Annotated in this window: 12 protein-coding genes and 6 tRNA genes; 17 read left to right on the top strand and 1 reads right to left on the bottom strand. The window is 41.3% G+C overall.

What is annotated here, in order from left to right:
* Positions 1–2: 2 nt before the first annotated feature.
* The gene (gene tsaE / locus VHO47_01180) at positions 3–434 is read left to right on the top strand and encodes a tRNA (adenosine(37)-N6)-threonylcarbamoyltransferase complex ATPase subunit type 1 TsaE (GenBank protein HEX2977716.1); all 432 of its coding nucleotides are present in this window, start codon (positions 3–5) and stop codon (positions 432–434) included.
* A 15-nt stretch (positions 435–449) separates the two neighbouring features.
* On the opposite strand, the gene VHO47_01185 is transcribed toward tsaE, so the two are convergent.
* On the bottom strand, positions 450–1,277 hold the full coding sequence (locus VHO47_01185; protein ID HEX2977717.1) for a hypothetical protein: 828 nt from the start codon (positions 1,275–1,277) through the stop codon (positions 450–452).
* A 226-nt stretch (positions 1,278–1,503) separates the two neighbouring features.
* Between VHO47_01185 and VHO47_01190 the strand changes: the two genes are divergently transcribed.
* The 16 genes from VHO47_01190 (at position 1,504) to rpsO (ending at position 14,476) form a co-directional block, all read left to right on the top strand.
* Positions 1,504–1,589 (top strand) — tRNA-Tyr (locus VHO47_01190).
* 115 nt (positions 1,590–1,704) lie between these two features.
* Positions 1,705–1,780 (top strand) — tRNA-Gly (locus VHO47_01195).
* 116 nt (positions 1,781–1,896) lie between these two features.
* A tRNA-Thr gene (locus VHO47_01200) sits at positions 1,897–1,972 on the top strand.
* A gap of 276 nt (positions 1,973–2,248) precedes the next feature.
* Positions 2,249–2,323: transfer RNA gene (locus VHO47_01205), tRNA-Thr, on the top strand.
* A gap of 40 nt (positions 2,324–2,363) precedes the next feature.
* Positions 2,364–2,525 (top strand): 50S ribosomal protein L33, encoded by a 162-nt coding sequence (rpmG, locus tag VHO47_01210; GenBank protein ID HEX2977718.1) that lies wholly within the window; start codon positions 2,364–2,366, stop codon positions 2,523–2,525.
* Between the two features lie 10 nt (positions 2,526–2,535).
* Positions 2,536–2,612, top strand: a tRNA-Trp gene (locus VHO47_01215).
* Positions 2,613–2,692: 80 nt separating this feature from the next.
* Positions 2,693–2,872, top strand: coding sequence for a preprotein translocase subunit SecE (secE, locus tag VHO47_01220; protein HEX2977719.1), 180 nt, complete (start codon positions 2,693–2,695; stop codon positions 2,870–2,872).
* A gap of 15 nt (positions 2,873–2,887) precedes the next feature.
* On the top strand, positions 2,888–3,406 hold the full coding sequence (gene nusG / locus VHO47_01225) for a transcription termination/antitermination protein NusG (protein HEX2977720.1): 519 nt from the start codon (positions 2,888–2,890) through the stop codon (positions 3,404–3,406).
* Between the two features lie 17 nt (positions 3,407–3,423).
* Positions 3,424–3,846 carry a 50S ribosomal protein L11 gene (rplK, locus tag VHO47_01230; GenBank protein ID HEX2977721.1) on the top strand — a complete coding sequence of 141 codons (423 nt, stop codon included), beginning with the start codon at positions 3,424–3,426 and terminating at the stop codon, positions 3,844–3,846.
* A gap of 19 nt (positions 3,847–3,865) precedes the next feature.
* Entirely contained in the window at positions 3,866–4,564 is a 699-nt protein-coding gene (gene rplA / locus VHO47_01235; GenBank protein HEX2977722.1) for a 50S ribosomal protein L1, read from the top strand.
* Between the two features lie 21 nt (positions 4,565–4,585).
* Positions 4,586–5,116, top strand: a complete 531-nt coding sequence (rplJ, locus tag VHO47_01240; protein HEX2977723.1) for a 50S ribosomal protein L10 — start codon at positions 4,586–4,588, stop codon at positions 5,114–5,116.
* 60 nt (positions 5,117–5,176) lie between these two features.
* The gene (gene rplL, locus VHO47_01245) at positions 5,177–5,557 is read left to right on the top strand and encodes a 50S ribosomal protein L7/L12 (GenBank protein ID HEX2977724.1); all 381 of its coding nucleotides are present in this window, start codon (positions 5,177–5,179) and stop codon (positions 5,555–5,557) included.
* 103 nt (positions 5,558–5,660) lie between these two features.
* Positions 5,661–9,986 carry a DNA-directed RNA polymerase subunit beta gene (gene rpoB / locus VHO47_01250; GenBank protein ID HEX2977725.1) on the top strand — a complete coding sequence of 1,442 codons (4,326 nt, stop codon included), beginning with the start codon at positions 5,661–5,663 and terminating at the stop codon, positions 9,984–9,986.
* Positions 9,979–14,097 (top strand): DNA-directed RNA polymerase subunit beta', encoded by a 4,119-nt coding sequence (gene rpoC, locus VHO47_01255; GenBank protein ID HEX2977726.1) that lies wholly within the window; start codon positions 9,979–9,981, stop codon positions 14,095–14,097. Before rpoB ends, rpoC begins: the two co-directional genes overlap by 8 nt.
* Before the next feature lie 12 nt (positions 14,098–14,109).
* Positions 14,110–14,184, top strand: a tRNA-Val gene (locus tag VHO47_01260).
* Positions 14,185–14,215: 31 nt separating this feature from the next.
* A complete protein-coding gene (rpsO, locus tag VHO47_01265; protein HEX2977727.1) occupies positions 14,216–14,476 on the top strand; it encodes a 30S ribosomal protein S15 in 261 nt (86 codons plus the stop codon).
* Positions 14,477–14,509 lie beyond the last annotated feature (33 nt).

Below are 14,509 nucleotides of genomic sequence, written 5' to 3' on the forward strand. Positions count from 1 at the left end.
ATATGGAATTCAATCAAACTTTTACGTTAGAAACATTGCCTAAGTTAGTTGAACAGTTGGCTGCGTGCAAAAAGCATTGCGCGATCTTTACCTTTTCAGGATCGCTTGGCGCGGGAAAAACGACGATCATACGCGAGTTGCTCCGCGCATGGGGTGTTAAAGAGTCAATTACGAGTCCCACTTTTAATTATGTTAATAGTTATCGGAATGCGCAGGGTGAAACCTTTTACCATTTTGATTTGTATAGAATAGGATCGGTCGATCAGTTTATTCAGGCAGGATTTGACGAATTTATTTATGCACCAAATAGCTGGGCGCTTATTGAATGGCCCGATAGTATTAGGCCTTTGCTCAAACATGCTGTTTGCGATGTTTCAATCGAATACGGGCTTCATAGCTCACAACGAATTGTGAGCTATGAAATAATTAAATAATATTTTAGATGATGCTTATTTAGGTGTATTGCTTGTACTCGATGCGCAGTCGTTATACATAATTTGGGAATCGAGCATAATTGTTCTCAGGTCAAGAGATCGCGCGCGGGTATTTGCAAAGATAGTATCAATGCGCTGAAACTCACCGCTGTTGGAATTTTCCACCCAGCAGACATCGATAGAATCTACGTTTAGAAAACTTCCAGAAGTATCGAAGCTAATATTTATTGCAAGGAAAAAAAATGTTGGAATTAAAAATGCGAACCGATTGAGTAAGTTCTGAAGATTTAACTGAATAGTGCATGGAGTACCCGAGCCCCCGGTGGTTGGAATGGTACCAACAATCGTCAGGAGTCTTCCGACCGTTTCGCCTAGCGAGTTTTTATCGCTATTATATTGCATCGAAATGGTAAAATAATTAGAAGGATTAATAGTAGACTGTAGAGTTATCTGATTTTTACTTACAAAAGCCGCATCAGCAGGATTGAGCAGACCAGAAACAGGTTTATTGTCCACAGGGTTTTTTGTATTTAGAATAACATTAGGGCCAGTTGATAATCCCATGTCTGGAAACGTTGATAATGCATAACTAGGGGCACCTGCACTATTGGCTATAGTTATTGTGCCCAGGTAAACCGGGATATCCTGCTTAATGTTGACAATAGGTGGAAGATTTGCAGGGATACCTGTGCTGCGAACCATAATGGGAGCTTTTTGAGCACTAGAAACACGAGAAGTTATGGCTCCTTTTTGTGCAGCTACTAATTCGTAGCTCAACATCAAGGTTATTACTATAATTATTGCTTTTAAGGTGCGATAATGAAAAAAAATGCGCAAATTCATACACTTTGCTCCTTTAACTTATGGGCAGTCTGCTATCACTGCTTATTATGAATTAAAAACAAGCAATATATCAATATTTCAACTTGAAATAAAAAAATAACTCAATTTACTCGATTTTTTTCGAATTCTGATACTGTTTTTCAGTTTGGAAGAATGATCTGGCTGGAAAGTAAAAAATAAAAGTTGAAAAGTGGAAAGAAAATCACTACTCTATTTGACAGCTCGAGGCGAGATTCCCGAGCGGTCAAAGGGGACGGACTGTAAATCCGTTGGCTTATGTCTTCGAAGGTTCGAATCCTTCTCTCGCCACCAGTTTACGTTTATCCGGGCCCAGGCTCGGCAAACTACGACCGGCAGGCCATTCTTCGCTAGAAAAGATTAGCGTTCTACAATAAGCGATTGAATGCATAGAGTTTGAAATTAGTGTGCGGGAATAGCTCAATTGGTAGAGCGACAGCCTTCCAAGCTGTAGGTTGCGGGTTCGAGCCCCGTTTCCCGCTCCAAACTTTTCTTCATCAAAGTACTTTGGCGCAGCTAAAAGTATTTTGAAAATTAGCTTGGCAAAGAAATTGAAATTTAGTATAAAATCAGTCCAATACGGATTGTTTTTTGCGAGTATGCTGGCGTAGCTCAGTCGGTAGAGCAACTGATTTGTAATCAGTAGGTCGCTGGTTCGAATCCAGTCGCCAGCTCCAAATTTCGCTAACATATTGATTGGTAGAAATAATTCACACCGGTCAAAAAGCTAACAGTGGCCGATCAAGCACGAGCGAAAACCGGCTCTAGGCAAGGTCAATAATGAAAAAGAAGCGATGAAGACATTGATAAAATCGCTTTCCTTATAAGAACTGACAAGTCCCAGAATGCTAAAAAGCGATACGGGATGCGTCTAAACCAGGGTTGAATGATAAAAATCGAGTTGTTTTTTTCCTTTTTTTTATTTAACCTAGTACTATGTTTGAGAAATGTATGCCCACGTAGCTCAGTGGTAGAGCACTTCCTTGGTAAGGGAGAGGTCACCGGTTCAATCCCGGTCGCGGGCTCCATAATAAAAGTCGTAGTTGTTTCATAACGTAAGAGAACCATATGGCAAAGAAGAAACGAGTGATTACTGCCCTTTCATGTGAGCAATGCAGAGAGCGTAATTATTCGCAAGTAGTTTCAGGAAAAAGATCAGTTGGCTCTTTGCAATTAAGCAAATATTGTTCTCATTGTCGTAAGCATACGATGCACAAAGAAACCAAATAGGTTTTTGTGGAGGCCAGTAGCTCTAATTGGCAGAGCGGCAGACTCCAAATCTGCGGGTTGGGGGTTCGAATCCCTCCTGGCCTGCCAAACGATCGAAAAGATCTGAAAGTGTCCAAAATGAATAAGGTTTTTTTTGCATCTCTTGCATGCAAAAGAGGTGAGGTATAATGAAGGGTGTTGTTCGTTTTTTGCATGAAGTCCAGCTTGAGCTAGCCAAGATTGCATGGCCGAGTTTTAATGAACTTGTTGGCTCAGTAATTATAGTTCTTATCTTGGTTTGCGTTTTTGCTCTCTATATAGGTTCTATTGATGTCATTTTTTACAAAATCGCTGGGCGAATTTTTTAGCGCATCGGGAAATACATGAAGCGTTGGTATGTTGTTCAAATTTACGCTGGGTACGAAGAGGCGATTAAAACAGATCTTGAGCGCCGCATTAAAGAAACGGGCAAACAAGATGTGTTTGGTGAGGTATTAATCCCCTCTGCTAAGGTAAAGAGTATGTTCTCGACTGAAGCAAAAGATGAGCAGCAGCTTTTTCCTGGATATCTTCTCGTTGAGATGGAGTTGTCTCAGGAGACAATGCGTTTGGTGCAAGCGACACCGCGCGTTATTCGCTTTTTAGGTGGTAAAGAGCCTATGCCGCTATCTCAAAAAGAGATTGGCCGAATAGTTTCTCAAATGAAAGGCGAGGTCGCCTTGGTTCCTAAGAAGAGTGATTTCGTTGTTGGAAGTGAAGTCGATATATCCGAAGGGCCCTTCGCAGGGTTTGTTGGTGTTGTCGAGAAAGTTGATGAGGCAAATGAGCGTCTCACGTTGATGGTAAGTATTTTTGGTCGAATGACTCCTATTGAACTGGGTTTTGATCAAGTAAAACGATGATTACGTAGGTTGGTACAATGGCAAAAGAAGTCAAAGCACAAGTTAAGTTAAAAGTTCCTGCGGGGGCGGCGACGCCTGCACCGCCAGTTGGTTCCGCTCTTGGTCAACAAGGCGTGGCGATTATGGAATTCTGCAAGCAGTTTAATGCTAAAACGGCGCACTTGAAGGGAGAAACTCTTCCGGTAATTGTTACCGTTTATAAAGATAAAACGTTCGACTTTATTGTTAAGACGCCTGAAACTTCAGCTCTCATTAAAAAGAAGCTCAAGCTAGAAAAAGGTTCTTCTAAGCCAAATCTTGAAAAAGTTGGCAAATTAACCTGGAAAGATGTCGAAGATATCGCAACGGTTAAAATGCCGGATCTCAACGCACTTGATGTAGAGCAGGCAAAGAAGATCGTAGCTGGTACAGCTCGTAGTATGGGAATTGATATTGTTTGATTAAGATTGGGTTTTTGTTATGGCAACGCATGGTAAAAAATACATAGCTGCAAGCGAAAAAGTAAATACAGACACCGTATTTCCTTTCAAAGATGGTCTTGCAAAAGTTAAAGAATTAGCACACGCAAAGTTTGATGAATCGGTTGATGTGCATGTGAACCTAGGTATTGACCCTGAAAGAGGCGAGCAAGCCGTTCGTGGATCAGTAGTTTTGCCTCATAGTGTTGGGAAAAAGGTTCGCATTGTTGTTTTTGCAAAAGGTGATCAAGCGGATCTTGCAAGAGAAGCTGGCGCCGACTTTGTAGGTACGGATGATTTGGTAGAAAAAATTGAAGGCGGGTGGCTTGATTTTGAATATGCAGTTGCAACACCCGATCTAATGGGGATGGTTGGTAAACTTGCAAAAGTTCTCGGGCCTCGTGGTTTATTACCAAACAAGAAGGTAGGTACCGTTGCGCTTCAAGTGGCTCCGGTAATTAACGACTTGAAGAAGGGACGTCTCTTTTTCAAAAACGATAAGAGCGGCCTTGTGCACTTTTCAATAGGTCGTGTTTCTTTCGACGCTGCTAAACTTCAAGAAAATCTTGTTGCTTTCATAAGAGCATTGAGTTCTTCTAAGCCAGCTTCTTCAAAGGGAAAATTTATTCAGAAAGTTACGGTAACGTCTACCATGGGACTTGGTATTCGCGTTAACCCCGATGATATTGTAAACGCATAGTGATGGGATTAAGGTAAAACCATGAATCGCCAAGAGAAAGCGCAAAGCATACAGTCTTTGAAAGATGGGTTGCAAAAAGAAGCAACGTTTATTGTCGGTTATAAAGGATTATCCGTTGCTCAATTGACAGATTTGAGACGCAAATTGCACAAAGATGGCGGATCGATGCAGGTAGCTAAAGTTTCGCTTATGGAGCGTGCTATCTCTGAAGGATCTTCAGCTGAACAATTGAAACAATATCTGCAAAATCAAATAGCCTTTGTCTACGCTGAGAAAAATTCTCCAGCTATCGCCAAAGTTTTATCTACCTATGCAAAGGAAAATGAAAAACTTCAGCTAATAGCTGGTTATCTGGAAAATCAAGTGATATCTACTGCGGGTATTAAGGCGGTCGCTTCATTGCCTCCTCGCGAAGTATTGCTTGCTATCTTGTGTGGTACATTGAACGCTCCGTCACAAAAATTGGTGATGCTGCTCAACATGATGATGGTGCGTTTAGTTTATGTATTGCAACAAGCGGCCGATAAGAAAAAACAAGAAGCTGCTGCTTAGGCAACTTGTTAATGTGTAATTATGTGTGTTATATAATCTATTCTTAGATTGGGGAATGCTATGGCATCTAAATCTTATGAAAAATTGGTAGAAGATATCAGCAAAATGTCTGTGCTCGAGTTGAGCGAGTTGGTAAAAGCGCTAGAAACAACTTTTGGTGTTTCTGCTGCTATGCCAGTTGCTGCTGCACCTGCTGCACAAGCTGATGCTGGCGCTGCAAAAGCTGAAGAGAAATCAAGCTACAAAGTTAAGCTCGTTGAAGCTACAGACAAAATCAAAGCAATTAAAGCGTTGCGTCAAGTATTGCCAAATCTTGGATTGGGTGATGCAAAAGCAGCAGTTGAAGCTTTGCCATATGCTGTAGGTGAAATGCCTAAGGCTGACGCTGAAAAAGCTAAAAAGACATTAGAAGAAGCTGGCGCTAAAGTAGAGTTGGCGTAAGCAAACGCTCTAAATGTAGTAAGTTGGAATCGCTATCAGTTTATTTTATTGGACATGTTTTCAGTAAAAGCTGATAAAGAGTTGCATAGGGAGGAACAGCTGCATGTCTAACATGCGCATGGATAACGGTATCGTTCGGAAATCGTTTGGTAAAATTAAAGATATAGTACCAGTTCCCGATTTGATAGCTATACAATCAAAGTCCTTTAATGATTTTGCGCAGTTAGATTATCTTCCTGCTGAAAGACAATTAATTGGGCTTGAAAAAGTATTGAGAGATATTTTTCCTATCGATTATGAAGATAAGATGTCTCTTGAATACGTAAGCTATGAATTAGGCGACTGGTCATGTACATGCGGCAAACTTAAAGGTATTGCAAATCGTTATACATGGAGCTGTTCTTCGTGTAAGAAATCTGATTGTTCACGCCTTGATGATCAGTTACATTGTACATTCTGCAAAAAGAAAACTGCACGTTATAAGACGTGCTCGAACTGTTTAGCACGTGTTACCGTGCAAATGGCAATGAATTTGGATGAATGCCGTTCAAGCGGACAAACATTCTCTATGCCATTAAAAATCAAAGTTCAGTTGATGACGTGGGATGTCGATGAAACTGGAAATAAGGTAGTTCGCGATATAAAAGAACAGGATATTTTCTTTGCAGACGTGCCAGTAATGGCAGACTTATACGAGGAAAACGGTGTTTTCAAAGTTGGTAATACCGGTACATTCCTTATTAATGGCGTTGATCGCGTTGTTGTAAGTCAGCTGCATCGTTCTCCTGGAGTGGTGTTTACGCAAAGTAAAAAAGTAAAAGACTTACGTGGACGCCCTTATTACATAGCGCGAATTATTCCGATGCGTGGATCTTGGCTTGATTTCGAATTTGATAGCAATGATCATCTTTATGTACGTATTGATAAAAAGAAAAAAATGTTGGTTACCACTTTCTTGCAAGCGCTTGGTGTTGCTCGCGAGAATGTTATCAAACTTTTTTATCCTTTTGATCATGTCTATTTTGCAAAAGATGAGTTTTATCGAATTGTTGATATCAATTTAATTGGTCAGCGACTTGAAAAAGGGATGATCCCAGATAAAATCGGTGACGAATTTATCGGGGCTCGTGTTACTGAATCTCTTCTTGAGCGGCTTACAAAAGCGGGAATTGACAAAGTTTTACTCAAAAAAGCGAGTTTAATTAATCGCGTTTTTGGAGCAGATGTTGTCGACCCTGAAACGGGTGAAATTCTAGCTGAACAAGGCCAATCGTTTACAGAAGAACATTATGAAAAATTCAGCCGACTAAAAAAGTTAGAATTTGATTTAATTAGTGCGTCTGGTTATGTATTGCAGCCAACAATAGCAATGACATTGCAGCAAGATCGTTGCTACTCTGAAGAAGATGCTCTTAAAGAGCTTCATTCTAAAATTTGGCCTGGCGATAGTTCTTCGATTAAGGAAATTAAAGAGCGCTTAGAAGCTATGCTCTTTTCAAGCCGCTTATACGATCTGACTCGCGTCGGCCGTATTCGTATGAATCGTAAATTAGGAATTGACGTCAATCAAGACGTTCATGTTCTTTCAAAAGAAGATATTTTTGCGACAGTAAAATATCTTATTAATTTACGTGAGCTTGGAGAAGGTGAGCTTGATGATATTGACCACTTGGGCAATCGTCGCGTTCGTCTTGTTGGTGAATTACTCACAAACCAAATCTATGTTGGATTCTTGCGTATTGAGCGTATCATTCGTGAACGCTTTAGAACCCAAGATGCACATACAGGCTTAATGCCTCAAGATTTACTCAATATAAAACCACTCGGTGCTGTATTGCGTGAATTCTTTGGTACAGGGCAACTTTCTCAGTTTATGGATCAAACAAATCCACTTGCTGAAATTGCGCATAAACGACGTCTTTCTGCCCTCGGGCCCGGTGGCGTTATGAAGGATCGTGCTACGTACGAAATTCGTGACGTACATACTTCCCACTACGGCCGTATTTGTCCTATCGAAACACCTGAAGGTCAAACTATCGGTTTGATTTCTTCATTAGCTACGTATGCTTTGGTTAACGATTTAGGATTTATCGAAACGGCGTATCGTCCTGTACAAAAGGCGAAGGTTAAAGACGAAGTTATATTCTTGGATGCGTTCCAAGAACAAAATAAGTATATTGCACAGGCAGATTTCGGCTTCCATCATGTTAATAAAGGTGAAGGTGCAAAAGTTGTCGCTCGTCATGAAGGGAACTTTTTGTATGAAGAACCGCAAAAAATCGATTACGCCGATTTATCTCCTAAGCAGCTCGTGTCTGTTTCTACTGCCTTGATCCCATTCTTAGAGCACGACGACGCAACACGTGCACTTATGGGATCAAACATGCAACGTCAAGCGGTTCCTATTATTCGATGCCAATCGCCACTCGTTGGTACTGGTATGGAGAAAGAGATCTGTAAGTCTTCGGGAGCTGTCTTAATGGCGCGCCGTCCTGGACTTGTTGATTACGTTTCTTCTGAAAAAATAGTAGTTCGTGCAGACGAAGGCGGCTTTGCAAATACAGAAGATTGGATAGCAAACGGTGTTGATGTTTACTATTTAAGAAAATATCAACGTTCAAGCTATAGTACCTGGATTCACCATACGCCACTCGTTAAGCGCGGACAACGTGTTCAAACGGGTGATATTCTCTCCAACGCGCAAGCGATTAAAGAGGGTGAATTAGCGCTAGGTACAAATCTTCTTGTAGCATTTATGCCATGGCACGGATACAACTTTGAAGACGCAATCGTTGTAAGTAAACGATTAGTTGCACAAGATGTACTTTCATCAGTTCATATTGATGAGTACATTGTAGATGCACGAGACACCAAGCTTGGGCCTGAAGAAATTACGAAAGATATTCCAAACGTAAGTGAAACTGCACTTGCTTGTCTGGATGAAGAGGGCATTGTACGTGTTGGTACTCGCGTTAAAGCTGGCGATATCTTAGTTGGTAAAGTAACACTCAAAGGTGATATTCAATATTCACCTGAAGAGAAATTATTGCGAGCAATTTTTGGTGAGAAATCTCGAGAAGTTCGTGATACTTCGTTACGCGTACCACCTGGTGTTGAAGGTACTGTTATCGACGTAAAAGTATTCTCAAGAAGCGGTATTCGTAAAGATAAGCGCTACAAAGATATGGTTACGAAGTTAACAGAAAAACTTGAAGCTGAATTCCGTGAGCATAACGAATTTTTACAGCTAATGATTAGCGAAAAAATTCGAGCAATGCTTGCTGGTGTAGACGCTGCAAATAAAACTGCTGCTAAGTTAGTTAAAAATAAGAAATATGATGAACATGCGTTAGCTGGATTGCTTTTTGACGAATTGATCGTTCTTCGTGCTGAAGATAAAAAGATCAATGAAGCTATAGAGCATCTGCAGCATTCTTTTGAAAACCAAAAACGTATTTTAATTGGTTTGAAAGAAGAGCGCATTAATAAGTTGAAGCGCGGAGACCCATTGCCATCAGGTGTTATTAAGATGGTGAAGGTCTATATCGCAAGCAAACGTCACGTTTCAGTGGGTGATAAACTTGCTGGTCGTCACGGTAACAAAGGTGTGGTTTCTATTATTGTTCCTCGCGAAGATATGCCTTACTTGGAAGACGGTACTCCTGTAGATATCGTTTTAAACCCGGTTGGTATCGTATCTCGTATGAACGTGGGACAAATTCTTGAAACAGCTTTAGGGCTTGTGGGCCGCGAAATTGGTAAGAAGTTCAGTGTGCTTGTTGCGGATGCTCAAGAATCTGTATTGAAAAAAGAGCTTGAAGCGTGCTACGGCAAGGAATTGGTTGCTTCTTACGAAGAGCTTTATGGTAAAGAGGGAATTACCCAGCTTGCTGAAAAAACAGCGCAAGAAGGGGTTCACTATAAGACGCCAGTGTTTGATGGTGCCTCACTGGACCTTGACGTTAGACCAATGTTGAAAGATGCAAACTTGCCTGATAACGGCTCATTTAGATTGCTTGATGGTAGATCTGGTGAATATTTTGATCAGCCGGTCACTGTCGGTTCAATCTATATGATGAAACTGAACCACATGGTTGAAGATAAGTTGCATGCTCGTTCTGTCGGGCCATACTCGCTCGTTACGCAACAGCCTCTTGGCGGTAAAGCGCAAATGGGTGGTCAGCGTCTTGGAGAAATGGAAGTGTGGGCATTAGAAGCGTATGGTGCAGCATATACCTTGCAAGAGTTATTGACCTATAAATCTGATGACGTTAACGGTAGACCTAAAGTGTACGATGCAATTGTACGAGGCGAAAGAATTCCTGAGCCTGGATTGCCAGAAGCGTTTAACGTATTGATCAAGGAACTCCAAAGTGTAGGGTTGCGAGTGGATCTGTTTAAGACTGGCAAGGAGGAAATCAGTGAGTAATCAGGTTTTAGAACGCTTTCGAGAATATATCAGCGGAACTCACTTTAATGCGATGAAGCTTGGGCTTGCATCGCCTGAGAAGATACGCTCGCTTTCTTATGGCGAAGTTAAAAAGATAGAAACGATTAACTATCGAACATTAAAGCCTGAACGCGATGGGCTTTTCTGTGCGCGCATTTTCGGTCCTGTAAAGGACTGGGAATGTAACTGCGGTAAATATAAGAGAATGAAACACCGTGGTGTAACGTGCGAAAAATGTGGTGTTGAAGTAATTCAATCACGCGTTCGCCGTGAGCGTATGGGGCACATCGAATTAGTAGCGCCAGTTGCTCATATTTGGTTCCTTAAAGGGATTCCAAGTTATTTGAGCCTTGTTTTTGATATGTCGGTTAAAGATCTTGAGCGTGTGATATACTTTGATGCTTATATTGTTATTAAGCAGGGAAAATCACCGTACCCAATTAAGACGCTTTTAACCAGTGGCGATTATGAGCGCTATATGGAAGCTCATCCAGAAGACACTGAGTTTAAAGCTGATATGGGTGCTGAAGCTATAAAAGAGATCCTTTCTGGCTTTGATTTAAACATTGAAGTTGCAAAACTAAAGCATGAATATGCAAAGGCGACCTCAGTAGCATTGCGTCATAAAATTATGCGCAGAATAAAAGTGCTTACTGGTTTGATCCAAGCAGATATTAAACCTGAATGGATGGTATTTGGCGTATTGCCAGTATTACCACCAGATTTGCGCCCATTGGTTCCTCTTGAAGGTGGTAGATTTGCAAGTTCAGATTTGAACGAGCTCTATCGCCGCGTGCTCAACAGAAACATTCGTTTACAACGCTTGATGGAGATTGAAGCGCCGTCCGTTATCATTAAAAACGAAAAACGGATGCTTCAAGAATCGGTTGATGCGTTGATCGATAATGGCCGTCGTGGACAACCAGTTCGTGGTACTAATCGCCGTCCTTTAAAATCGTTGAGCGAAATGCTTCGCGGTAAACAAGGTCGATTCCGTCAGAACTTACTTGGTAAACGTGTTGACTATTCTGGTCGTTCTGTGATCGTTGTTGATCCTGAATTGAAAATGGATCACTGCGGCTTGCCAAAGATTATGGCGCTTGAGCTTTTTAAGCCCTATATTTATGCAGGCTTGATGGAACGCGAATTGGCGCCAAACCTTCGCATTGCAAAAAGAATGGTTGAAGAGGGAGCACAAGAGATTTGGGATGTTCTGGAAGGGGTTGTAAAAGACCGCCCGGTTCTTCTCAATCGTGCACCTACGTTGCATCGTTTAGGTATTCAAGCGTTTTATCCGATCTTGGTGGATGGTAAAGCTATTAAAATTCACCCGCTCGTTTGCGCAGCATTTAACGCTGACTTCGACGGTGACCAAATGGCAGTACACATTCCATTGAGCGATAAAGCACAAGAAGAATCAAAAACATTGCTTCTTTCAACGAAAAATATTCTTTCTGCTGCTAATGGTAAATCGGTCGCAGTTCCAAGTCAGGACATGGTTCTTGGCTTGCACTACATTACTAAGGTTCGTTGCAATGCTAAAGGCGAAGGCCTTTCTTTCTCAAGTGTGAAAGAAGTGATTACTGCTTATCAGCATGATCAAGTAGCGCTGCATGCGAAAATTAAAGTTCGCTTAGCATCTGGCAAAATAGCTGAAACAACTACTGGTCGCGTTGTTCTATATAACGCGCTTCCTGTAGGTGCAGATTTTAATTGGGTAAATAAAGTTATTGCCAAGAGTGATTTGACCAAAATGGTTGAGCGTATTTACTATCAGTTTGGTACGCAAGCAACTGTTGAATGTCTTGATAGAATTAAGAAATTAGGCTTCTATTACGCGACTCAAAGTGGCGTTTCGTTCTCTCTTGCAAACCTCATGGTTCCTAAACAGAAAAATGAGATCGTTGGCAAGGCTGAAAAGAGCGTTAAGCGTATTGAAGATCTTTATATGGATGGTGTTATCACCAATAGAGAGCGTTACAACCAAGTTATTAGTATTTGGGGTCATGCGACAGCTGATGTTGCAAAAGAAGTAACGCGTAATCTAGAGCAAGAGAACGATTCTGCATTCTTGAATAAAGATAAAGAATTTAAGCCATTTAACCCGATTTTCATGATGTTAGACTCTGGAGCCCGTGGTTCTAAGGATCAAATTAAGCAGCTTGTTGGTATGCGTGGATTGATGTCTACTCCAACAGGCGAAATTATGGAAACACCGGTAAAGAGTAACTTCAAAGATGGATTAAACGTTTTTGAATATTTTGTATCTACCCACGGAGCTCGTAAAGGGCAGTCCGATACGGCGCTCAAAACAGCAAACTCTGGTTATTTGACCAGAAGACTTGTTGACGTTGCGCAAGATGTGGTTGTTACGATGTCCGATTGCAAATCACTTGGCTATGTTGAGCTTGAAGATCTTAAAGAAGGTGGCGACACACTTCTTTCTCTAGCAAGCAGAACGTATGGACGTATTGTTGCAATCGATATCAAAGACCGTGTGAGTGGCCAACTTCTTTTCAAACAAGGTGATTTGGTACGAAGAGATGATGTTGATAAAATTGCAAATTCTGCAGTAAGTAAAATACCGGTTCGTTCGGTGCTTACTTGCCAAGCAAAACGTGGAATTTGCTCAATGTGCTACGGGCTCGACCTTTCTAAAGGTAGACTTGTGGACATAGGCACAACCGTTGGTATTATTGCAGCGCAATCGATCGGTGAACCTGGTACCCAGCTGACCATGAGAACGTTCCACTTTGGTGGTACCGCTTCTGGCGCGGGTGAGCAATCATCTATAGTTACAAAACACGCTGGTATTATTCAACTACGCGGTGTTCGTACCCTTGAAAATCGTGATGGTAAAGCGGTCAATATGAGCCGTAAATCGCGATTGGTGGTTACTTCGCCAGATGGTCGTGAATTGCAACAACATGAACTAGAATATGGCACCACATTGCTTGTTGAAGATAAACAAGAAGTAAAAGTTGGTACCGTTCTTGCTGAGTGGGATCCAAACAGCCGCGTTGTTCTGACAGAGCGTGCTGGTAAGGTACAATATGTTGATTTAGTACAAAATGTTACGGTTCAAGATATTTTTGATGATGCAACGAATAAATCTTCAAAAATTATTCTTGAGCATAAAAATGATAAGTATCAACCTGCAATCAACATTGTTGATGATGAAGGCAATGAACTAGCACAGTATTATCTACCACCGGCTTCTTATCTTGTTGTTGAAGATGGTCAGCGAGTGAGTGTTGCGGACGTGCTTGTGAAAATGCCTCGAGAAATTTCAAAAACCAAGGATATCGCGAGTGGTTTGCCGCGTATTGCTGAGCTCTTTGAAGCTCGTGTACCGAAAGACCCAGCTATTATTTCCGATATCGATGGCGAAGTAGTATTTGGTGGCTTGCATCGTGGTTTGCGTAAAGTGACGGTAAGCAATGGTTATGAAACTCATGACTATTTTGTACCGCGCGGTAAGCAGATTATGGTCATGAATGGCGATAAAGTTAGCGCTGGCGATCCTCTTACAACAGGGACTCCAGTTCTTCACGATATCTTGCGCATCATGGGCCCTGAAGTATTGCAAAAATATCTCGTAAATCAGATTCAAGAGATTTATTTGCTGCAAGGTGTTGATATTAACGATAGACACGTTGAATTAATTGTTCGACAAATGTTGCGTAAAATTCGCATTGTTGAACCAGGTGATTCAGACTTCTTGGTAGGTGATCGCGTCGATCGAATTCACTTTAAAGCGGTCAACAGTCTCCTTCAAGCTGAGGGCAAGAAAGTTGCTTCAGGTAAACCAACGCTCATGGGTCTGACCCTTGCATCGTTGGATACTGAAAGCTTTATTTCTGCCGCTTCGTTCCAGGAAACAACTAAAATCTTAGCTGCTGCGGCAGTTGAGGGTCAAGTTGATTACTTGTATGGATTGAAAGAGAACGTAATCATTGGTAAATTAATTCCTGCTGGTACTGGCGTCGTTCAGTTCAAAGATAAGTACTTAGGTACCGATGAACATGATTTTGAACGTCAGGCCCGCATCGAAGAAATGAATGAAATGCAAAGAATAAGAGAATCGTAATATAAAACGTGTAGGCGCGTAGCTCAGTGGCAGAGCATTGCTTTGACGTAGCAAGGGTCAACGGTTCAATCCCGTTCGCGCCTACCAGTAAAACGATCAACTAGAGTAAAGGTTATCCATGGCGGAAGTTACAAAAAGTTCAATAATTGAAAAAAATCGTAAACATGCAAACGATACAGGTTCTGCAGAAGTTCAAATTGCGCTTCTTACAGAGCATATTAATCGTTTGACAGAGCACTTTGATAGTCACAAAAAAGATTATTCATCTAAGCGTGGTTTACTTAAGAGTGTTAACAAAAGACGTAGATTCTTAGAGTATCTTAAGCACAATGATGAAGAACAATATAAAGCGTTGGTCGGACGTTTGAATCTCAGATAAATTATAATAAGTTCAACAATCGCTTTACTATAA

The sequence above is a fragment of the Candidatus Babeliales bacterium genome (genome assembly GCA_036260945.1).
In the GTDB taxonomy this organism is placed as follows: Bacteria; Babelota; Babeliae; order Babelales; family JACPOV01; genus JACPOV01.